The sequence below is a fragment of the Spiroplasma endosymbiont of Nephrotoma flavescens genome (genome assembly GCF_964030835.1).
Lineage (GTDB): Bacteria > Bacillota_I > Bacilli_A > Mycoplasmatales > Nriv7 > Nriv7.
Genome location: NZ_OZ034982.1, coordinates 340,504 through 362,216, shown reverse-complemented (window position 1 = coordinate 362,216; position 21,713 = coordinate 340,504). Strand labels below are relative to the sequence as shown.

The 21,713-nt window shown below is 25.2% G+C and carries 24 protein-coding genes and 1 riboswitch; of the genes, 7 read left to right on the top strand and 17 right to left on the bottom strand.

Annotation, left to right across the window (positions count from 1 at the left end; genetic code table 4):
- Positions 1 to 33: 33 nt before the first annotated feature.
- The gene (locus AAHN02_RS02190; RefSeq protein ID WP_342278022.1) at positions 34 to 342 is read right to left on the bottom strand and encodes a hypothetical protein; all 309 of its coding nucleotides are present in this window, start codon (positions 340 to 342) and stop codon (positions 34 to 36) included.
- 530 nt (positions 343 to 872) lie between these two features.
- Here AAHN02_RS02190 and AAHN02_RS02185 point away from each other — a divergent pair.
- From AAHN02_RS02185 to AAHN02_RS02170, 4 genes are all read left to right on the top strand, one after another.
- On the top strand, positions 873 to 1,199 hold the full coding sequence (locus AAHN02_RS02185; protein WP_342189655.1) for a hypothetical protein: 327 nt from the start codon (positions 873 to 875) through the stop codon (positions 1,197 to 1,199).
- Between the two features lie 2 nt (positions 1,200 to 1,201).
- Positions 1,202 to 1,423: a hypothetical protein gene (locus tag AAHN02_RS02180; protein ID WP_342189656.1), complete on the top strand. Its 222-nt coding sequence runs from the start codon at positions 1,202 to 1,204 to the stop codon at positions 1,421 to 1,423.
- Positions 1,423 to 1,584 carry a hypothetical protein gene (locus AAHN02_RS02175; RefSeq protein ID WP_338982040.1) on the top strand — a complete coding sequence of 54 codons (162 nt, stop codon included), beginning with the start codon at positions 1,423 to 1,425 and terminating at the stop codon, positions 1,582 to 1,584. Before AAHN02_RS02180 ends, AAHN02_RS02175 begins: the two co-directional genes overlap by 1 nt.
- Before the next feature lie 182 nt (positions 1,585 to 1,766).
- A complete protein-coding gene (locus AAHN02_RS02170; protein ID WP_342277351.1) occupies positions 1,767 to 2,261 on the top strand; it encodes an IS30 family transposase in 495 nt (164 codons plus the stop codon).
- Here the strand turns inward: AAHN02_RS02170 and AAHN02_RS02165 are convergent.
- On the bottom strand, positions 2,258 to 2,386 hold the full coding sequence (locus AAHN02_RS02165) for a hypothetical protein (protein ID WP_342278021.1): 129 nt from the start codon (positions 2,384 to 2,386) through the stop codon (positions 2,258 to 2,260). The genes AAHN02_RS02170 and AAHN02_RS02165 overlap by 4 nt on opposite strands.
- Before the next feature lie 108 nt (positions 2,387 to 2,494).
- On the opposite strand from AAHN02_RS02165, the gene AAHN02_RS02160 reads away from it, so the two are divergent.
- Both AAHN02_RS02160 and AAHN02_RS02155 read left to right on the top strand, forming a co-directional pair.
- The gene (locus tag AAHN02_RS02160; RefSeq protein WP_342278020.1) at positions 2,495 to 2,857 is read left to right on the top strand and encodes a helix-turn-helix domain-containing protein; all 363 of its coding nucleotides are present in this window, start codon (positions 2,495 to 2,497) and stop codon (positions 2,855 to 2,857) included.
- A gap of 80 nt (positions 2,858 to 2,937) precedes the next feature.
- Positions 2,938 to 3,882, top strand: a complete 945-nt coding sequence (locus AAHN02_RS02155; protein WP_342278019.1) for an IS30 family transposase — start codon at positions 2,938 to 2,940, stop codon at positions 3,880 to 3,882.
- Positions 3,883 to 4,132: 250 nt separating this feature from the next.
- On the opposite strand, the gene topA is transcribed toward AAHN02_RS02155, so the two are convergent.
- From topA to AAHN02_RS02110, 9 genes are all read right to left on the bottom strand, one after another.
- Positions 4,133 to 6,118, bottom strand: coding sequence for a type I DNA topoisomerase (gene topA, locus AAHN02_RS02150; RefSeq protein ID WP_342278018.1), 1,986 nt, complete (start codon positions 6,116 to 6,118; stop codon positions 4,133 to 4,135).
- An 89-nt stretch (positions 6,119 to 6,207) separates the two neighbouring features.
- The gene (locus AAHN02_RS02145; protein ID WP_342278017.1) at positions 6,208 to 6,966 is read right to left on the bottom strand and encodes a DNA-processing protein DprA; all 759 of its coding nucleotides are present in this window, start codon (positions 6,964 to 6,966) and stop codon (positions 6,208 to 6,210) included.
- A gap of 567 nt (positions 6,967 to 7,533) precedes the next feature.
- Positions 7,534 to 8,406 carry a ribosome biogenesis GTPase YlqF gene (gene ylqF / locus AAHN02_RS02140; RefSeq protein WP_342278016.1) on the bottom strand — a complete coding sequence of 291 codons (873 nt, stop codon included), beginning with the start codon at positions 8,404 to 8,406 and terminating at the stop codon, positions 7,534 to 7,536.
- A gap of 58 nt (positions 8,407 to 8,464) precedes the next feature.
- Positions 8,465 to 8,836: a 50S ribosomal protein L19 gene (gene rplS, locus AAHN02_RS02135; protein WP_342189925.1), complete on the bottom strand. Its 372-nt coding sequence runs from the start codon at positions 8,834 to 8,836 to the stop codon at positions 8,465 to 8,467.
- A 24-nt stretch (positions 8,837 to 8,860) separates the two neighbouring features.
- Entirely contained in the window at positions 8,861 to 9,595 is a 735-nt protein-coding gene (gene trmD, locus AAHN02_RS02130) for a tRNA (guanosine(37)-N1)-methyltransferase TrmD (RefSeq protein WP_342278015.1), read from the bottom strand.
- Positions 9,596 to 9,618: 23 nt separating this feature from the next.
- A complete protein-coding gene (gene rimM / locus AAHN02_RS02125) occupies positions 9,619 to 10,125 on the bottom strand; it encodes a ribosome maturation factor RimM (protein ID WP_342189927.1) in 507 nt (168 codons plus the stop codon).
- Positions 10,125 to 10,376, bottom strand: a complete 252-nt coding sequence (locus AAHN02_RS02120) for a KH domain-containing protein (protein ID WP_342189928.1) — start codon at positions 10,374 to 10,376, stop codon at positions 10,125 to 10,127. Before AAHN02_RS02120 ends, rimM begins: the two co-directional genes overlap by 1 nt.
- Positions 10,377 to 10,389: 13 nt before the next feature.
- Positions 10,390 to 10,812: a 30S ribosomal protein S16 gene (rpsP, locus tag AAHN02_RS02115; protein ID WP_338967267.1), complete on the bottom strand. Its 423-nt coding sequence runs from the start codon at positions 10,810 to 10,812 to the stop codon at positions 10,390 to 10,392.
- A gap of 617 nt (positions 10,813 to 11,429) precedes the next feature.
- The gene (locus tag AAHN02_RS02110) at positions 11,430 to 12,608 is read right to left on the bottom strand and encodes an Mbov_0401 family ICE element transposase-like protein (protein ID WP_342278179.1); all 1,179 of its coding nucleotides are present in this window, start codon (positions 12,606 to 12,608) and stop codon (positions 11,430 to 11,432) included.
- Positions 12,609 to 13,248: 640 nt separating this feature from the next.
- Between AAHN02_RS02110 and AAHN02_RS02105 the strand changes: the two genes are divergently transcribed.
- Positions 13,249 to 14,193, top strand: a complete 945-nt coding sequence (locus tag AAHN02_RS02105; RefSeq protein WP_338966716.1) for an IS30 family transposase — start codon at positions 13,249 to 13,251, stop codon at positions 14,191 to 14,193.
- On the opposite strand, the gene AAHN02_RS02100 is transcribed toward AAHN02_RS02105, so the two are convergent.
- The 6 genes from AAHN02_RS02100 to lon all read right to left on the bottom strand — a co-directional run bounded on the left by AAHN02_RS02100 (position 14,190) and on the right by lon (position 21,674).
- Positions 14,190 to 14,357, bottom strand: a complete 168-nt coding sequence (locus tag AAHN02_RS02100) for a hypothetical protein (protein ID WP_342278014.1) — start codon at positions 14,355 to 14,357, stop codon at positions 14,190 to 14,192. The two genes, AAHN02_RS02105 and AAHN02_RS02100, sit on opposite strands and share 4 nt — an antisense overlap.
- Positions 14,358 to 14,523: 166 nt before the next feature.
- Positions 14,524 to 15,504 (bottom strand): hypothetical protein, encoded by a 981-nt coding sequence (locus tag AAHN02_RS02095; RefSeq protein WP_342278013.1) that lies wholly within the window; start codon positions 15,502 to 15,504, stop codon positions 14,524 to 14,526.
- Positions 15,505 to 15,521: 17 nt separating this feature from the next.
- Positions 15,522 to 16,586 carry an energy-coupling factor transporter transmembrane component T gene (locus AAHN02_RS02090; protein ID WP_342278012.1) on the bottom strand — a complete coding sequence of 355 codons (1,065 nt, stop codon included), beginning with the start codon at positions 16,584 to 16,586 and terminating at the stop codon, positions 15,522 to 15,524.
- The gene (locus AAHN02_RS02085) at positions 16,586 to 17,800 is read right to left on the bottom strand and encodes a hypothetical protein (protein ID WP_342278011.1); all 1,215 of its coding nucleotides are present in this window, start codon (positions 17,798 to 17,800) and stop codon (positions 16,586 to 16,588) included. The genes AAHN02_RS02090 and AAHN02_RS02085 overlap by 1 nt, the downstream gene beginning before the upstream one ends.
- 86 nt (positions 17,801 to 17,886) lie before the next feature.
- A riboswitch (cobalamin riboswitch) is annotated at positions 17,887 to 18,075 on the bottom strand.
- Between the two features lie 104 nt (positions 18,076 to 18,179).
- Positions 18,180 to 19,124 carry an IS30 family transposase gene (locus tag AAHN02_RS02080; RefSeq protein ID WP_342277626.1) on the bottom strand — a complete coding sequence of 315 codons (945 nt, stop codon included), beginning with the start codon at positions 19,122 to 19,124 and terminating at the stop codon, positions 18,180 to 18,182.
- Positions 19,125 to 19,286: 162 nt separating this feature from the next.
- Complete coding sequence (gene lon / locus AAHN02_RS02075; RefSeq protein ID WP_342278010.1) at positions 19,287 to 21,674, bottom strand: endopeptidase La; 2,388 nt, start codon at positions 21,672 to 21,674, stop codon at positions 19,287 to 19,289.
- Between the last annotated feature and the right edge of the window lie 39 nt (positions 21,675 to 21,713).

Below are 21,713 nucleotides of genomic sequence, written 5' to 3'. Positions count from 1 at the left end.
CCTCACAAATTTTATTATAACAATATATTTTAACTATGTATTAGTAATACTTCTAATTTTATTACGATATATTAATGATAGTCAACAAATACTAAAAGATACTGTAAACAAAATAACTAATATTAATAAAACCAACGGATAGTATCAATCTGCAATATATACAGGAAATAAAACTTTAGTTTCACTATAAATAATATCAGTTAATAATTTAATAATTGGTCTTGCTAAAGGAATGGATATTATTCAAGTAATTAACATAATTGGCATAAAAATTAATATAAAACGACTAGCTAATCATTTATAATGATACCCAATAACATTTAAAATTGTAACAAATCGCAAATTATCATTAATAAGTAATATGGGCGCATAAAGTTTTCTTAGGTGGGAAAAGGTTTGAATAAGTATTAAGACAGTCAGCAATGATTGTCTTTTTATTTTATAAGGTGTTAAAAATTTGTTCTTTGAAAATTAAATACAAGTGAATTAATAATGTTGGTATGTATTAAAGCACGATAAATTGTGGGTGGTCGCCATAACCGAAAGAAGTTTACCAGTTGATAGATAACACCCTATTAGCTATAGCAATTTGTTTCGTTTTGCAATAAAAAATGAATGGGTGGATTTCCTAAAAATATACACGCTATTAAATTAGTTCCAAGGGTAGGATGCGGATGTTAAAGTGTAAAAATTTCTATATAGGGGATATACTAAGTTTAAAATTATTAAAATCTTTATCTAATTAAAAAACAAAATTTAATAACAAAGCTTGTTAAACACTTAAATCTGCGATATATAAGTGTTTAAAAAACTAAGTTAACTAACAACTTAGTTAATACAACTTAGTTTATTCATAAGAAAGGTAATTTACTATGAAAAACATTGAAAACATTTTCTTAAATACTAAGAAGTATCTTTTAAAAGAAACGCAAAACGCAATATTTATTAAAGCGCCAAAAATTCCATGATTTAATAAACAAATCGGCATTTGGTTTCCAAAGCGATTTGTTTATAAAGGAAAATACGAAAATTCAATTTGCATTGGAATAATAAAAGATAGTAAATATCAAGTAATTTCAATTAATCAACAAGAGCAAGAAACGAAGTTAATTAAAGGCCAAGAATTATTAGGCTTCTTCATTGCCGAAAAAGAAAATAACAAAAAAGATATAAATTATAACTATTTTAAAGGAGCTTAAAAATGAATATTGCAATTGGACTAATATTTATTATCATTTGCATAATGTTGATGGCATATTTTGCTTATAAAATTTATGCCAAAATAAAAATTAGAATTAAATATAAAAATGCCATTAAAAATAATACTGGTAATTTCACAAAAGACGAGAAAGTATTTATTGCTCGCTTTGAAGAATGAGTTAAAGCCCCTAATTCAAAAGAAAATAACAAGGATAAAAAATAATGTTTTGAGAAATTATTATGGAGTTCTTAAAACTGTTTGTTCCGATAGAAAAAATGCCTGCACAAGTTGCGTTTATTGCCGGATTAATTATTATCATTACTTTTCTTTTCGCATTAATTTCAATTATGTATTTACCAATAAAAATGATTTTTGGGAGATAGAAAATGACAATAAACTTAAAAGAATTTAATTGAGAACAAATTAAACAAACTTTCTGAGATTTATTTATTCAAATGCTGAATTATACTTGTAAGTGCAAGTAAATAAAATTGCAAAAGATTTCATATAAAAATTTCATGATGCTAAGTTTATTTTAGAAAAAGTAAATTTAAGGAGTTTTTATATGGGATACAAACATCTTGGCATAGATGAAAGAATTTATATTGAGAATCAATTGAAATTTAAAGTAAAAATTAGTGAAATAGCTAAAAATCTTAATCGAAGTATTAGTACTATTAATCGAGAAGTTAATAGAAATAAAGATAATAATCATTATTTTTCATTAATTGCACAAAATAAAGCAGAAAATAGAAAACAATTACATGTTTATTTTCATAAATTTAAAAATAGAGAATTAGTAAAATATGTACAACAAAAATTATTATTAGGTTGATCGCCTGAACAAATTTATGGCAGAATTAAAAATTTTCATCAAGAATGAATTATTAGTTTTAAAACAATTTACAATTGAATTTATTCTGGATTACTTGAAAAGGTTACTAGTAAAAATTTAAGAAGAAAAGGTAAGAAACGAAAATCTCAAGAAAATCGGGGTAAATTTAATGGTAAATCCATTAAAGAACGAAATGTTAATAATCGCATAACTCTTGGCCATTAAGAAGGTGATACTGTAGTATCATCACGAGGTAAAAGTAAATCATGTTTAATAACTTTAGTTGAAAGAACATCAAGATTTACTTTAGCAATATTAGTTGAAAATAGAACTACTAAAGTTATTAACAAGCTGAATTATACTTGTAAGTGCAAGTAAATAAAATTGCAAAAGATTTCATATAAAAATTTCATGATGCTAAGTTTATTTTAGAAAAAGTAAATTTAAGGAGTTTTTATATGGGATACAAACATCTTGGCATAGATGAAAGAATTTATATTGAGAATCAATTGAAATTTAAAGTAAAAATTAGTGAAATAGCTAAAAATCTTAATCGAAATATTAGTACTATTAATCGAGAAGTTAATAGAAATAAAGATAATAATCATTATTTTTCATTAATTGCACAAAATAAAGCAGAAAATAGAAAACAATTACATGTTTATTTTCATAAATTTAAAAATAGAGAATTAGTAAAATATGTACAACAAAAATTATTATTAGGTTGATCGCCTGAACAAATTTATGGCAGAATTAAAAATTTTCATCAAGAATGAATTATTAGTTTTAAAACGCTGAATTATACTTGTAAGTGCAAGTAAATAAAATTGCAAAAGATTTCATATAAAAATTTCATGATGCTAAGTTTATTTTAGAAAAAGTAAATTTAAGGAGTTTTTATATGGGATACAAACATCTTGGCATAGATGAAAGAATTTATATTGAGAATCAATTGAAATTTAAAGTAAAAATTAGTGAAATAGCTAAAAATCTTAATCGAAATATTAGTACTATTAATCGAGAAGTTAATAGAAATAAAGATAATAATCATTATTTTTCATTAATTGCACAAAATAAAGCAGAAAATAGAAAACAATTACATGTTTATTTTCATAAATTTAAAAATAGAGAATTAGTAAAATATGTACAACAAAAATTATTATTAGGTTGATCGCCTGAACAAATTTATGGCAGAATTAAAAATTTTCATCAAGAATGAATTATTAGTTTTAAAACAATTTACAATTGAATTTATTCTGGATTACTTGAAAAGGTTACTAGTAAAAATTTAAGAAGAAAAGGTAAGAAACGAAAATCTCAAGAAAATCGGGGTAAATTTAATAGTAAATCCATTAAAGAACGAAATGTTAATAATCGCATAACTCTTGGCCATTGAGAAGGTGATACTGTAGTATCATCACGAGGTAAAAGTAAATCATGTTTAATAACTTTAGTTGAAAGAACATCAAGATTTACTTTAGCAATATTAGTTGAAAATAGAACTACTAAAGTTATTAACAAAAATATTAGTCATTATTTATCAATTCTTCCAAATAATCTTGTTAAGACTATAACATTTGATAGGGGTAAAGAATTTGCTAATTGACAACAACTTGAAAAAAATTTAAATGTGAAAATTTATTTTGCTGATGCATATTCACCTTGACAAAGAGGTACTAATGAAAATACTAATGGTTTAATTAGAGAAAAATTTCCTAAAAAATTTAATTTTTCAAACACTACTAAAAATGCAGTTCATAAATTTATATTGTCTTTAAACCAAAGACCAAGAAAAATACTAAATTATCTTTCGCCAATCGAATATTTGGTTAGAAAAATAATTTAGTTGCACTTAACTTTACAATTTGGCATTCAAAATGAAACAAATTGCTATAGCTAATAGGGGGTGTTATCTATTAACTGGTAAAACTTCTTTTGGTTATGGCGCGACCACCCACAATTTATCGTGCTTTAATACATACCAACATTATTAATTCACTTGTATTTAATTTTCAAAGAACAAACTTTTAACACCTTATAAAATAAAAAGACAATCATTGCTGACTGTCTTAATACTTATTCAAATATTTTCCTACCTAACAAAACTTTATGCGTCCATTATCTAATGTTGCTTTTTCTGTTTCATCTTTGGATTGTTCATAAGATTCAACAAAATCACATTCAGGATAATTGCTACAAGCAATAAATTTTTGATTACGACGATTAACTTTAATAACTTTTTCGCCTTCAATACATTGTGGACAAAATCCTAAATTAACTGGATTTAATGATGAAATATAACGACATTTTGGAAATGTTGAACAACCAATAAATTTACCATACTTTCCAAATCGATAAACTAAATCACTATCACATCTTGGACATTTAATACCCGTCTTTTCAATTTCAACTTCCGTCATTTTTTCAAAAGCTTCTTCAACACGAGGTTCAAATTTTTCTCAAAAAGAACCAACTAGCTCTTGATAATCTTTTTCACCGTGACTAATTAAATCTAATTGCGATTCTACTTGTGAAGTATATGATTCACTAATAATATCTTGAAAAAACTCTTGCAGTTTATCACTAGTTAAAATTCCCTTTTCACTAGCTTTTAAAGCCTTATTCTCAAATAAAACATATCCTCGCTCGCGCAAAGTTCTCATAATCGGAGCATAAGTACTAGGCCGCCCTACTCCTAATTCTTCCAATGTTTTAATTAATCGTGCTTCACTATATCGTGGTTTTGGTTTAGTTCAATGTTGCAATGCCTTAATATCTTTAATATTTACCACATCGCCAATTTTTCAAGCTGGTAATTTAATACTAATATTATCTTCCTCATCACTTTGATAATATTTTAAAAATCCTAAAAATAAAATTGTTTGTCCTGTCAACCGAAATTCATAATCATTACTATCCAAAATAATAGTTTTCCCCGTAATTTTTGCTGGAGCCATTAATGATGCCATCGCCCGATTATAAATTAGTTTATAAAGTCGTAATTGATCTTTACCTAAATAATTTTTTGCCTTCTCAGGAGTCATTAAAATATCTGTTGGCCGAATTGCTTCATGCGCATCTTGAACATTGTTTTTCTTTTTAGTAATTTTTACTTGTCCTAAATAATCTTTACCTAATGATTCCGTAATAAAAGCAAAAGTATCACTAACAAATTTATCACTTAAACGAATTGAATCAGTTCTTGGATAAGTAATAAATCCTGTTAGCAATCCATCAATATCAATTCCTTCATATAATTGTTGTGCTAATAAAGATGTTTTATTAGCAGCAAAATTTAATCGTGATGACCCATCCTGTAACATTGTTGAAGTAGTATAAGGATTATTTGCTTGTCTAATTCAAGGTTTTTCTTGAATATCAATAACTTTATATTTACTACTTAAATTTTTAATAATATTTTGAGAATCTGCTTCAGTTTTAATCTCAATATTTTTATTTAAATATTTTGTTAATTTTAAAATATGTTGCTTTCAATAAGCTTCAATTGTTCAATATTGTTCGGGAATAAAAATTTGATGTTCTTTTTCTCGCAACACAAGAAGTTTTAAAGCTACTGACTGAACTCTTCCTGCTGATTTTGAACGAATTTTCTTTTGCAATAACTTACTTAACCGAAAACCAATCATCCGATCAATCATTCTTCTTGCTTCTTGTGAATGAACTAAATTCATATCTAACTCTCTTGGTACTTTAAATGCTTCAATAACAATATCTTTAGTAATTTCATTAAAACTCACCCGAACGGATTTACTTTGAATTTTTAAAACTTCATTTAAATGATATGAAATTGCTTCTCCTTCACGATCGGGATCAGTTGCCAGAAAAATTTTATCGGCATCTTTTACTAAACCTTGTAATTTCTTAACAAGTGGCTTTTTCTTAGTTTCAATTCGATAATATGGAATAAATGTTTCTAAGTCAATCCCTAAATAATATTCACCTTTATTCGCTAAATTGGTAATATGTCCCTCGGAAGAAACAACAGTATAATCATCTCCAAGATACTTTTGTACCGCTTTAGTTTTCGTTGGCGACTCCATAATAACAACATTTTTACTCATAACACTTTACTCCTTAAAAGAATCTTTTGATTCTCAACATTTTTATAAATACAGCAATATTTTAGTACATTTTAAAGACTTTATCAAGTTTATAAAATATCATCAATAGTTTGCACTAATTTAGCACTATTTTTAATAAGATTATTAGTAGCAAAGTTCTCATAAATTTGATTAGGAACTGCAAAAACATCTTTATTTTCATTAAAAGCACTATCTACTAATGAATGAATAATTTTTTCATCAGCAAACGGTAATACCAATAATGCTTTTGATAATCCTAATAAGATTCTTTGAACATTACTATCAATTGGACTAATATTTTCTCTTGTCATATGAAGCGGATATTCACTAATTACTAAATGATATCTTTTAAGATACAAAAGCAATTCTTGTTGGTTTGCATCATAATTATTACTATCATTAATAATAACCACACTATTTCCAGAAATACTATTTTCTTTAATTAATTGATGAACTAATATTTCAACCCCAGCATTAAATGAAGTCATTAAAATTTTTTGATGATTAACTAATTGCTGAACCATATCGTTAGCAACTTTTTTAATATAAACATTAGGATAATGTGAACCTGTAATAGCAATAATTTTTTGAGAATATTTTAATAAATCAATATTTCCTTCATAAAAAATTACAAACGGTGGTTTGTAAATTGTTTTTAAACCAGCCGGATATTGTGAACTTAAAATTGTTAAATATTGGCAAGTAATTTTATCTTCAATATTTTGTAATTCTTCCAACGCAATTTTTTCCTTTTTATCCAATGCTTCATATACTTTATCTCAATTACCATCGTATTTGATAGCAAAATATAATAATACTTTTTCCATAATTATTATGAACCTCCTGTTATTATATTTTGTTATTAAATAAGTAATTTCCTTTAACAAAATATTTATTTTTATTAACATATATAATATGATATCTCTCCTTTTTTACTATAATCTCCACACTAAATTCCAGCAATTGAATAATAAAAATATTTCTAAACAATGCAACCCCTTTTTTATTATTTATTTCTATTTTGACAAATAAAAAATAGTACTTTAAAGGACTATTTTAAATATTTATTCTATTTTAATTTTATCATTACTATAAATTAAAAATTAATATTTTTAAAATTACTTTATTATTTAATTTTGTTTTTAATTCAAATTTACAACGAATTTTTTCATATTTTTAATTAATAAATGAACATCGCTATTAAATTTTTCTTTTCATTTAGTTTCTGTTTCATCTCTAAAAATTAAAATATCAAAAATAGCTACTTCTATAATTTAAATAAAAAATACTAGCGGCACAATACTGTGTTATATATTTAATATTCTTACTTACATATTTGCAAAAATCCAAAAACAAAATTATAATATCAATATTTATTTAATACGCCCCCATTATTATTTCGGTCTTTCTCAGGAAATATTTTTAATTGTTCCTTTTGTAAAAGCAAAATAAAAATTTGTCATCATTTGAATAATTTGTTGTTCAGAAAAACCTAATACATTATTTGCTTTCGCCATTTGCAAAAAATAATAATCCATTTCTTTAGTTTGCATATCTTGTTTTCACTGAATAATAAGCGCATAATGTTCCTTTAAAATATGAGGATAATACTTTGCTAAAAAATTAAACGCATAATAACTAATATCAATAAATGGTAATAATTGCTCTTTAATAGCTCCAATTAATGACAAATGCATTGCCACTAGTGGATCATCAAGTTTAGGTCATAAAATTCCCGGCGTGTCTAGTAAATGAATATTTTGCGCTAACTTGACTCATTGAATCCCTCTCGTAACTCCTGGTTGATTAGCAACATTACTTACTTTTCTTTTAACTAAATTATTAATTAACCGTGATTTGCCGACATTAGGAATCCCAATAATCATCACCTTAATTTGTCAATTTGGAATGCCACGAGATTTTTGATGATTAATTTTATCTTTCAATAATTGATTAATTAATAAAATAATTTCATTTTTGGGTTGATCAACTAATAAATTAGTTAATACTACTTTAACTAACGGGTCTTTTTTTAAAAATGCCATTCATTCTTGATTTACTTTCATATCACTTAAATCTTTTTTATTCAAAATAATAATTCGTGGTTTATTTTTAAATAATTCTTGAATAATTGGATTAATACTAGAGTTAATGGCTCGCGCATCGCGAAGTTCAATTACTAAATCAACTAATGCTAATTTTTCTTTCATCAAGCGAATAGCTTTTGCCATATGACCTGGAAATCAATTAATATTTAACTTTTCCATTAATATGTCTCCTTAATTGAAAAATAAAGGCAAATTCTACCTTTACCTTTATTAATTATTATCCCTTATTTCTCTTATTAGAACTAACTACTTCTTTAATTCTTGCAGCTTTACCAATAAGATCACGCATATAGTATAACTTCGCTCTTCTAACACGACCAATTTTTAAAACTTCAATTTTATTTATTAGCGGTGAATGTAAAGGGAAAGTTCTTTCAACACTAGTACTACCAGTAAGTTTTCTTACAGTAAAACTAGAACTAATACCTGACCCTTGACGCTTTAAAACTAAACCAGTAAAAACTTGTGTTCGTTTTTTGTTACCTTCATTAATTTCAACAGCAACACTTACTGTATCGCCAGATTTAAATTTTGGAATATCAGTACGAAGTTGTTGTTCAGTAATTTGTCGATCTAATTGCATATTCATAACAATTGCTCCTTCCATTATTATTTATTTTTTATCTTTTTCTAATTCAGCAATTCAAATTTGCTCTTGTGGTGTTAATTGATTTAAGTCAATCAAATCTGGTCGCTTTTTATATGTATTATAAAACGCTTGTTCTTTTCTTCAAATATCAATATTTTTATGATGACCTGATAATAAGACATCAGGAACTTGCTGATTATTAAAAACTAATGGTTTAGTAAATACAGGATAATCTAAATACTTATTAGTAAATGAATCATTTTGATGTGATGCTTCTTGAATAACACCTGGTAATAAGCGAATAACAGCATCACTTATAACCATACTGGCAATTTCACCAGCACTAAGAACATAATCACCAATAGATATTTCCATATCAACAAAATCTCTAATTCTTTCATCAAAACCTTCGTAATGACCACAAACTAAAATTAATGAATTATTACTACTAGCCATTGCACTAGCAATATCCTGTTTAAATGTTTTTCCTTGTGGCGATAATAAAATCACTTGACTATTAGGGATTTGCTCACGAGCATAATTTATCGCTGCAACTATAATCGGTGCCATTAATACCATCCCATTACCACCACCATATTGATAATCATCAACTTGTTGATGCTTATCAATAGCAAAATCACGAAGATTAATGATATTAAACTTTACTTTTTCTTTCTTAACAGCATTCTTAATAATTGATGTATTAATAAAACTAACAAAGAGTTCGGGAAATAAAGTGATAATTTGAATTGTTGTCATTAATTTCTTGCCTCCTTTATAATTTATCAATTATTAATTAACTTAACATAAACAGTATTTTGTTCTCAAAGAATATTCATAATAAACTGTGAAACATCGGCCAACATTTTTTGTTCACCAATAACTGTTTGAATAACAAAAACACCGTGCGCTTTAGTAATAAAGTAATCAATCACTTCACCAATAAGTGAATTATCATCAACATTGATAACTTGTAATCCAATATAGTTTTCAACTTCATCATCATTTACTAAATGAGGATTATTACTAAGTTGAAATAAATCTTGAGTCTTTAAAAATAAAATGTCATTAATATAATCATAATTTTTAAATTTAACTAAAAGATCACCTTTATGACTTCTAGAACTAACAACCGTTAATATTTCATAAGTATAATTATTAGAATCATAAAAATATATATCATGATTAGCATCAAAGAATCGCTCATATTTAGGCATTAAACATCTAATCTTTACTTCGCCCTTTAAAGCATGAGTATTAATAACCTTACCAATTTTAACAAACTTCATTATTCGTTAAAAGCCTCTAAAGATACTTTAATTCTTTTTTGCTCTCTTGATGCCTTAACATTAACTAAACGACGAATCGAATCAATAATTAATCCTTTTTTACCGATTAATCTTGCCAAATCACTATCACTAGTCATAATAAGAATTTCTAATTCATTGTCATTTTCATTTAACATTCTAATTTGAATATTATTAATATCTTTAACAATTGGACTAATTAATATTTTAACAGTATTAATGTAATTCATCATTAGCTAACTCCATTTATTCTCTCGAATTTTTTTCATCAATAACCTTTGCTTCTTTTGAAACTTTAACTGTTGATTTAGAATTACTACTTTTATCATCATTTACTTTGTTTTTAACTTCCTTAGCTAAAACTTCTTTTTTAATCACTTTTTTCTCTGCTGTTGATTTCTTTGCTTTATTTTTTTGTCGTAATTCATGAAATGCCTGCATAATTTTTTCTTTTGCAAATAAACTACGAACTGTTTCAGTTGGTTGAGCACCAACGGTTAATCACTTTAAAGCTAATTCTTTATTAATTTTTAACGAATCATTTAAAGAATCATATGTTCCAATTAATTCAATATATTCACCGTCTCTTTTAATACGAGAATCAATAGCAACAATACGATAAAAAGGTTGTTTAGTTTTTCCCATCCTTTTCAGTCTTAATTTAACCATAAAATATAAGTACTCCTCTCACTATTATTGGTTTAGTTATCTTTTTAAACCATAATTAATAATATCGTTAATCGATATATATGTCAAGTAAGTTTACTTAACAGGGTCGCGTTTAGTTTTCTTAGGTATTGCTTTGAAGAAGTAAAACAATCAGCTAATTATATTATTTAATTACTAAACTAACCCTGCCTTTCTTGCTATTGTCATTTTTATTCATCATTATTTTATCATATTATTAAATTTTTACACAATAAAAAATTATTAAGGTCGCGTTTAGTTTTCTTAGGTATTTTTTAAAAAAGAAAAAATAGTCATTTACTATAAATTATTTCAATATGCAAATTAAGTATATATTTCTTATGTATGATTTTTGTTGTAAAAAATTATTTTAATGTTGTTTTTATAAGCATTTTACTTAGTTTTTATAACCTTTTATTAAGAATATGTTTGTTAATATTAAATATTTTGTTTTATTAATTATTTTTCAAGTAAAAAGGTAATAAATTTTTAGTTGCTTTTCTTTCAAAATTATTCAAATCTTTACCCACCTAACAAAACTTTATGCGCCCAATTATTAATTTTATTAAATTTTTTTTAATTTTAACTAATATTTTTACTTACTTAAATCTATTGTATTTATTTGTTACAGCATTACCTTTATAATTAATTCAACTATCATCATTTTTCTTATTATATTTATTTCATAATGAATTTTTATATATTTCTTTTCTGATTTCTATTTCTGAATTAATATTTTCATTAATGTAATGTAATACATTTAATTTGTTTAAATTTGCCATTCTTAAATGTAATAAGTTATTTAAATTCTTATGATTATATATTTTTGCTCCATAGCCTAATTGTTGTTTTACCAAATGCGATACATCACTTTCAATGCTACAACCGATATTTCATTCTAAATTTTGGTTATGAATACCGTGCTTATTGTTTTTGAAATAATTACTCGCCTTTCTTAAATTTGTTTTAATATCTTTATTTAATTCATTTTTAGCAACATTACGAATGTTTTTTACCAATTCTTGATGATTTCCATTTTTATATAATTCAATTCAACTATTTAGTGTTACTTTACGATTTTCAAAAATAATATTAAATACAGTTTGTTTTAATTTTTTAACAGCATGATAACCATCCAAAATATATCTAACATTACCAAAACTATTGGCAATTTCTCTAATTCAAGTAGCACCATCGCCACAAACAATTATTTTGTTATAATTAATATTCACATAATGTTTTTGCAATTCTTTAATTAATAAATCACGATAATCCATCGTATTTATTCGTTTATTAACTTTTAACATTAGAAAATGACCCCGTTTATTTTCTAATTCTCTACGAGAATTTTTGTACTTTTTTTCTTTATGTCCGGTATGAAAAGTAACTAAACGAATTCTTTGGTCTTGTTTAATTTTATTATCTAATGTTGCTAAAAATGTCTCATCTAGTTGAATATATAAATCCTTATTTTTGACATTAATTCTAGTTTTAGTTTCTTTTTCTGCTAATTGAAAATATTCATCAATATCATATTTATTTAAAATACTTGAAATACTAGCTTTTGAAATATAACAATGATTTAGAGCATCTAAGACATCGCGGTATCATTTACCATCGCCCAAAAGACTTAAAACTTTAAATTGAACATCAAAATAAATGCGTTGTTTCGGCAATAAACCAATTTCTTTATCTAATAAACATACATATTCGAATTTACCTGATTTTTGATTTCAATATTTATATCGACGTCGTTTAAAAGTAACATTGCCAAAAATTGTAATAATTGTCCTTAAAGCAAAATGAACTATTTTATAACCTTGCTTTAATCGATAATGATATTATATAAGTATTCATCTAATTTTTCATATTCATTAGCTAATTGCTCGCATTTATCAGTGTACATATTTTTATGGGTTGTAAATAAACTAAACCAATGCTTGTTTTCTGAGGTTTTTACATTATTATTAATTTTTAACATAATAAATTGCCTTTCTTGATAGTAACTTTAACAAATTTTAATATTCAATAAACTGAAGGGCGCATAAAGTTTTGTTAGGTGGGTAAAGATTTGAATAATTTTGAAAGAAAAGCAACTAAAAATTTATTACCTTTTTACTTGAAAAATAATTAATAAAACAAAATATTTAATATTAACAAACATATTCTTAATAAAAGGTTATAAAAACTAAGTAAAATGCTTATAAAAACAACATTAAAATAATTTTTTACAACAAAAATCATACATAAGAAATATATACTTAATTTGCATATTGAAATAATTTATAGTAAATGACTATTTTTTCTTTTGCTGAATTATACTTGTAAGTGCAAGTAAATAAAATTGCAAAAGATTTCATATAAAAATTTCATGATGCTAAGTTTATTTTAGAAAAAGTAAATTTAAGGAGTTTTTATATGGGATACAAACATCTTGGCATAGATGAAAGAATTTATATTGAGAATCAATTGAAATTTAAAGTAAAAATTAGTGAAATAGCTAAAAATCTTAATCGAAGTATTAGTACTATTAATCGAGAAGTTAATAGAAATAAAGATAATAATCATTATTTTTCATTAATTGCACAAAATAAAGCAGAAAATAGAAAACAATTACATGTTTATTTTCATAAATTTAAAAATAGAGAATTAGTAAAATATGTACAACAAAAATTATTATTAGGTTGATCGCCTGAACAAATTTATGGCAGAATTAAAAATTTTCATCAAGAATGAATTATTAGTTTTAAAACAATTTACAATTGAATTTATTCTGGATTACTTGAAAAGGTTACTAGTAAAAATTTAAGAAGAAAAGGTAAGAAACGAAAATCTCAAGAAAATCGGGGTAAATTTAATGGTAAATCCATTAAAGAACGAAATGTTAATAATCGCATAACTCTTGGCCATTGAGAAGGTGATACTGTAGTATCATCACGAGGTAAAAGTAAATCATGTTTAATAACTTTAGTTGAAAGAACATCAAGATTTACTTTAGCAATATTAGTTGAAAATAGAACTACTAAAGTTATTAACAAAAATATTAGTCATTATTTATCAATTCTTCCAAATAATCTTGTTAAGACTATAACATTTGATAGGGGTAAAGAATTTGCTAATTGACAACAACTTGAAAAAAATTTAAATGTGAAAATTTATTTTGCTGATGCATATTCACCTTGACAAAGAGGTACTAATGAAAATACTAATGGTTTAATTAGAGAAAAATTTCCTAAAAAATTTAATTTTTCAAACACTACTAAAAATGCAGTTCATAAATTTATATTGTCTTTAAACCAAAGACCAAGAAAAATACTAAATTATCTTTCGCCAATCGAATATTTGGTTAGAAAAATAATTTAGTTGCACTTAACTTTACAATTTGGCATATTTATATCTAATTTGTTTAAATGTAATGATTTTGTTGCTGGTGTTGTCAGCCTATCACTAGAACTACAAGCGATAAAATTTATTATTACACTACTATTACAAGCAATCGTTCCTAATATTTTAAATAATCTTTTCATATCATTTTAGACCCCCGATTATTTATTTTCATACACAATAATTATTAGTTTCATTATATCACTAAATAGAAAAAAGAAAATGACTCTTATATATAAAACTGATGATAAAACTGATAATAATTACTTAGCGTATAAATTCAAATAACACTAGCGGGGAACATATTTCCTATCGTAACGCTAATTGTTCATTTCAAGAAATTCAATTTCGACTGTGCAAATATTCTAAAGTTTGATGATAATATTTTAGTTTAGAAATATGAGGAATAAGATTTTGCAACTCATAATTAGTAACTTTTTTATTATTTACAGTTTTAATATTCTTTAATATGAAATAAAACCCTCAATGAACTAAAGGTGCTTTTTGTTCTTCGCGTCACAATGTTTGAGGATTAATTTCAAGAACAAATTGCTTTGGTAATTGTTTCTTAATTTGAAATGCTCCCGAAAGAACTAAAGAAAGCGGAATTTTCATAAAATCATTTCTTTGTGATAAATTTTCATTAAAAGCTTCAAAAATGATTTTCTGCTTTGAAGTATCTAAAATATTTCCAAATTCATTAGTAGGGTCCCATCAAATTTTACTATTATATGCTTTATTGTTAGCACATTTGTTCTGTTCTTTTCAATCTTGAATTCACAACTCATAACTTGCTTTGCTTTTTGACTCTTGATATAAAATTTCTCCTAAAGGATTAAAAACATTACTATGACATAAAATATCATCTCATCTTGTCTTATTAGTTGTTGGATAATTATTAATTCAAGAATCCTGCGTTAAAAATGATGCTGATTGATAAAGGTCACCAGATTTTTCCCATAATATTTTTTCAATAACTTCATTAACAATTGCTCCTTCAAAACCAGAAACCCTAGCCCTATCATTAATCTCAATATTTTTAACAAATTCATCTAAAGTAATATCCTTATCCACCTTAATGACAATTTTATTTCCTTTTTCTAAATTAATTCAATGATTTTGTTCATAATTATCACCAACGGGTAGCAATTTATCTTGATAAAGATAAAATACGCAAAAATCATATTGTTGATTTTTAAATGGCATTTGTAAAGCATTACATCCATCTAAAAATAGCGGATTTAAAATTAACAAAAGCGAGAAAGTTTTAATTAAACAAAATTTTTTCATTATTTAGAATTTCCTTATTAAATATATTTATCAAATATAAAAGTAATTGTTGTAATATTAAACATTAACATAAATGTTGATTTGAAAAATAAAAATATTATTAAGATAACAATTAAAGTTAACACGATTAAAAATAAACTTATATCTCATCACCGAATTTTATATTGATAATATCTTGTTCTTTTAATAGTAGTTTTATACCCACGAGTATACATTGCTGTTCCTAAATTATCAGCACGGATAAAACTACTATTAAACATTGGAATAATAAAAGCTTTAATTATGGTTAACTTTTGTCATCAAGAACCGCTAATATCACTGCCTCGACAAACTTGGGCTAATAAATTAGTTTTAGCCTCTCTCATTAGCAATGGTAAAGCATTAAGCGTAATAGTCAAGCCAATAGCGAGAGCATTAACTTTAATTTTACAATATTTTAACGGTTTTAAAAGGTCTTCTAAACTATTAAGTAATACTTCTAATTTAGTCGTTCTGATTAACAATAATGACCAATTCATAACTAAATAAAGTTTACTAACAATATATAGTGATTTAAAAATTGTCTGATAAGAAAAAGCAAAAATGTTTCAACGAAATATTAAACCTAATCGCATATCATTTACTGTTTCTAACATTTCACTATGAATTCGTTCTCTTCGTAATGTTGCTTGAATTCATTGTAATTGTTCTTCTTTATTTAATTCCGTTAAAAAGTCATATTCACTAATAATATTTAAGGACTTTATTGAAAAATAATTATTTTGATGACCTCACTTTAATAAGTTAAACTGCTCATTAGCATCATTAGCATCCGGTAAAGATATTTGAATAACAAAACTAGAAATGACTAATATTAATAAAAAAAGTAAAGCCATTTTTCATAATGGTTTAATTAAGAAAAATAATGGTAATTGCGAACTAATAAATAATATTAAAAATATTATCATTAATACTAGTAACCCACTAAACTTAATTTTAAATAACGAAATAATCATTAAAAGTAAAATAACAATTAATTTAACTCGGGGATCTCAGTTATGAATTAAAGAATTTTTTGGATAATAATTAATGCTATTAATCATTAGTAATGACATTTCCCTTCCAAAAACTTTTCTTCGTTATTATAGTTATATGATAATTGATAAATTTCCTTATTTTTAAGTTTAGTATCCATAACTCCATAGGCACTTTTAATATCCTTAGTAAAAATAAAAGGGCAAGTATTCCCAGAATTAATTTTTTGTCATTTTCCATCTTTTAAAGCTCATAAGTCACTAACAAAACGACCATAATGTTTATTGGATTTAGAACTAACATCATTAAAATAAAACTGATTTGGTGTTGTCATTATATTTTTATCAAAAATAATATTTTGTAATGTCTTATAATTTTCACTACAATTATTGATTCGTGCCTTAAAAATATTATTTTTATCATAAATAGCAACAATCCCACACTGATGAGATGCTAAACTGTGATAAAAAGTAAAATAATCTTCACTAGTTAATAATCCTTGCTTAAACGCATAGTCATAACTATTATTTAACGATTTATCATTAGTTAAAATATTCTTAACATTTTGCGATCATTTTATAAATTGATGATTATTAAGCATTATTAACGATATGATTACAAAAATACTTACTGAAAATGTTACTGTTAAAAAAGCACTAATAACATTAATATTATCTTTAATGTTAACTGATAAATAGTTTTGCGACATTAAACGCATATTAACATTAAATAACTTATTTAAAGGATTAAACAGTCATAATGACACTAAGAAATTAGTAACAAATCCCATTAATGCCATCGGTAATGCTGATATTAAACCGACAACGGCATATGTTAAATCAAAAAATAACAAATCGCTAAGAAAATATCAGAACATAATTAAAAAACTTAATGTTCCAACAATAACACCAAAACTATAACGATTATTAATTTGTTTTTTCAAAATTTTAATAACTAAAATATCAAAAGGAAATATTAATCAATATACTAAATTTCAAGCACTAAAACCATATAATAACATTATTGACAAATTAAAAATAGTAACAATAAAAATACTATCTCGTAAAGAAAAATAAAGGGTATACAAGCACAGCAAAAATGATACTAATTCTACACCCGCAATATTACCTAATAAAAATTTTATACAAATAACCATTGCTGTTAAAAATGATAATAAAACCAGTTTTTTAACACAATAACTATCTTCTTCAATGCTAACTACTGTTGATTTAAAAATATTTAATTTCATCATTGCCTCCTGACTATAAACAAAAACCACCACTAGGTGATGATGGTTTAAGATTAAAAAATAAATTTTAAAAGTAGTTAAATTAAAATCATTTTTTAATAACCCATCCCCAGGAGAATTAAATAATTTTTTCTAAGGTAGGTCTCCTGACTTAATTTCAACCACTAATTATGCCTTCTCAAAAATAACTTTTCAATGACTTATATAATTAATGTCAATATTACAGTTGCTGGGACAGTTTTAGAATCACACTAAATTCCCTTTTAATAATTACATTAATGCAATTAACCTTATAAAAAATATTTTTATTTATTTATAAAGTAATCTTACAATAAAAATAACTAACTCACATTTATTTTTAAAATATTTTTTAAAAATAATCAGAAATGCCAAATTGTAAAGTTAAGTGCAACTAAATTATTTTTCTAACCAAATATTCGATTGGCGAAAGATAATTTAGTATTTTTCTTGGTCTTTGGTTTAAAGACAATATAAATTTATGAACTGCATTTTTATTAGTGTTTGAAAAATTAAATTTTTTAGGAAATTTTTCTCTAATTAAACCATTAGTATTTTCATTAGTACCTCTTTGTCAAGGTGAATATGCATCAGCAAAATAAATTTTCACATTTAAATTTTTTTCAAGTTGTTGTCAATTAGCAAATTCTTTACCCCTATCAAATGTTATAGTCTTAACAAGATTATTTGGAAGAATTGATAAATAATGACTAATATTTTTGTTAATAACTTTAGTAGTTCTATTTTCAACTAATATTGCTAAAGTAAATCTTGATGTTCTTTCAACTAAAGTTATTAAACATGATTTACTTTTACCTCGTGATGATACTACAGTATCACCTTCTCAATGGCCAAGAGTTATGCGATTATTAATATTTCGTTCTTTAATGGATTTACCATTAAATTTACCCCGATTTTCTTGAGATTTTCGTTTCTTACCTTTTCTTCTTAAATTTTTACTAGTAACCTTTTCAAGTAATCCAGAATAAATTCAATTGTAAATTGTTTTAAAACTAATAATTCATTCTTGATGAAAATTTTTAATTCTGCCATAAATTTGTTCAGGCGATCAACCTAATAATAATTTTTGTTGTACATATTTTACTAATTCTCTATTTTTAAATTTATGAAAATAAACATGTAATTGTTTTCTATTTTCTGCTTTATTTTGTGCAATTAATGAAAAATAATGATTATTATCTTTATTTCTATTAACTTCTCGATTAATAGTACTAATATTTCGATTAAGATTTTTAGCTATTTCACTAATTTTTACTTTAAATTTCAATTGATTCTCAATATAAATTCTTTCATCTATGCCAAGATGTTTGTATCCCATATAAAAACTCCTTAAATTTACTTTTTCTAAAATAAACTTAGCATCATGAAATTTTTATATGAAATCTTTTGCAATTTTATTTACTTGCACTTACAAGTATAATTCAGCGAATATAAAAAAATACTATAAAGAATTTCTTCATAGTATTAATTATCTTCATAATTAAGCAGCAACTGCTACAGCATCAGTAATAACATCAGTGGATGTTATTGTTGAATTAGAATTAAAAATAAAGTCATATACTTCTTCATAATGTTTAATCGGAATAATTTTTAATTCATTTAACACCTCGTTAGGAATATCATCTAAATCTTTCATATTTTTATCAGGTATTAAAATTGTACTAATCCCACTGCGATGAGCAGAAATTGATTTTTCTTTTAAACCACCAATCGGTAAAACATTCCCTCGTAAAGTTATTTCCCCAGTCATTCCAACATCACTAGATACAGGTCTTTTAGTTAAAGCAGAAATTATTGCTGTTGTTATTGTAATCCCCGCTGAAGGTCCATCTTTAGGTACTGCCCCTTCAGGAACATGAATATGAATATCATTATTACTAAAAAACTTGGAATCAATATTAAACTTCTTACTATTAGCTTTTAAATAATCCAAAGCAATATTTGCTGATTCCTTCATAACATCACCTAAAGTTCCTGTTAAAACTAACTGTCCTTTACCTGAAAAGAAATTTACTTCCATTGAAAGAATATCGCCACCAAAAGCAGTATATGCTAAACCAGTAGCAACACCAATTTGGGCTGTTCCTTCTTTTTCAGTATATTCAAACTTATGTTTACCTAGATATTGCTTAACCTTTTCAATATTCACTAATTCATCACTTAAATGTTTAGCTAAATAACGAACAATAAACTTTCTCGCAATTTGATGCAAATATCGCTCTAACTGTCGTACACCAGCTTCACGAGTATAATATTTAATAATTTCTTTAATTGCACCATCTTCAAATTTTAATAACTGCTCATTTAAACCATTACCTTGCAATACTTTAGCAATTAAATGATTTTTAGCAATTTCCATTTTTTCAATTTCTGTGTAAGATGATAATTGAATAATTTCCATTCGGTCTAATAATGGTTCGGGAATATCTTCCATATAGTTAGCCGTAGCAATAAACATTACTTTTGATAAATCATAATTTTCTTCTAAGTAATGATCAGAAAACTCAAAATTTTGTTCTGGGTCTAATACTTCCAACATCGCACTAGCAGGGTCACCACGATAATCATTAGCCATCTTATCAATTTCATCAAGCAAAAATAAAGGATTAATACTTTTAGCTCGTTTCATTGATTGGATTATTCTTCCTGGCATTGAACCAATATATGTTTTTCGATGACCACGAATTTCTGATTCATCACGAACACCACCTAATGATAACTTCACAAAACTTCTTCCTGTTGCTTCAGCAATTGACTTAGCAAGTGAAGTTTTTCCTACTCCGGGAGGACCTACTAAACAAATAATTTGCCCTTTTAATGATTTAGTCATTTGTTTAACAGCTAAATGTTCAATAATTCGTTCTTTAACTTTTTCCAAACCATAATGATATTTATCTAAAGTTTGTAAAGCAAATGGTAAATCCTCAATTTCTTCCTTTTCTTTATGTCAAGGAATCGCCATTACCCAATCAATGTATGTTCTAATAATATTAGCTTCACTTGATGCTTGTGGCATCATTTCATAACGATTAATTTCTTCCTTAACACGAACTTTAATATTCTCAGGAAATGGTTCTTTTTGAAGACGATCTAAATATTTCTTCATCTCATTACTATCGTCATCAATTTCACCTAATTCTTCTTTAATTGCTTCAAGTTTTTCTCGTAAATAAAATTTCTTTTGCTGTTCATCAATTCTAACTTTAATTCTTTCAGAAATATTTTGATCAATTTCACCAGTTTGCTTGCGACTATTAACATTATCAACTAAAAGATTCAAGCGTTGTTCAACATTCAACTCTTCTAAAATAGCTTGTTTTTTATCTAACGGTAAAAAAGGTAAAAACTGTGCTAATGTATCAATTACTTCTCCAGGACTACTATTAATATTTACCTTAATCTCTTGTAAGACATCTTCAGGAAGACCTTCTTGCATTTCCAATAATCCTGTTAAATTATTAGTAATTTTTTGAACTAATTCTTCAACACTACCTTCATGATTTGATTCTAAAACCTCAATATCACTTTCATAATAAGTACCATTATCTTTTAAATTCAGTAATTTAACCCGATTAAGTGACTTAAAATTAACCGTAAACGAACCTTCTTCTCAAACTTTTTTTATTTTTAAATTAGCAATAACTCCAACATCAAATATTTCATCAATTGTTGGTTCATCATCTAAAGGTTTTTTTTGTGATACTAAAATAACTTGATTATCAAAATTATCCTTAGCCACTTCAATAGTCTTTAATGATTTATTACGACCAATTTCTAAAACCTGCTCAAATCCGGGATAAATATAACTACCTCGTGTAACCAAAACCGGAATATTTTCCAAAGACTTTATTTGTTCTTTATCTATCATTATGATACCTCCATAAAACAGATTTACTTAATTATATAA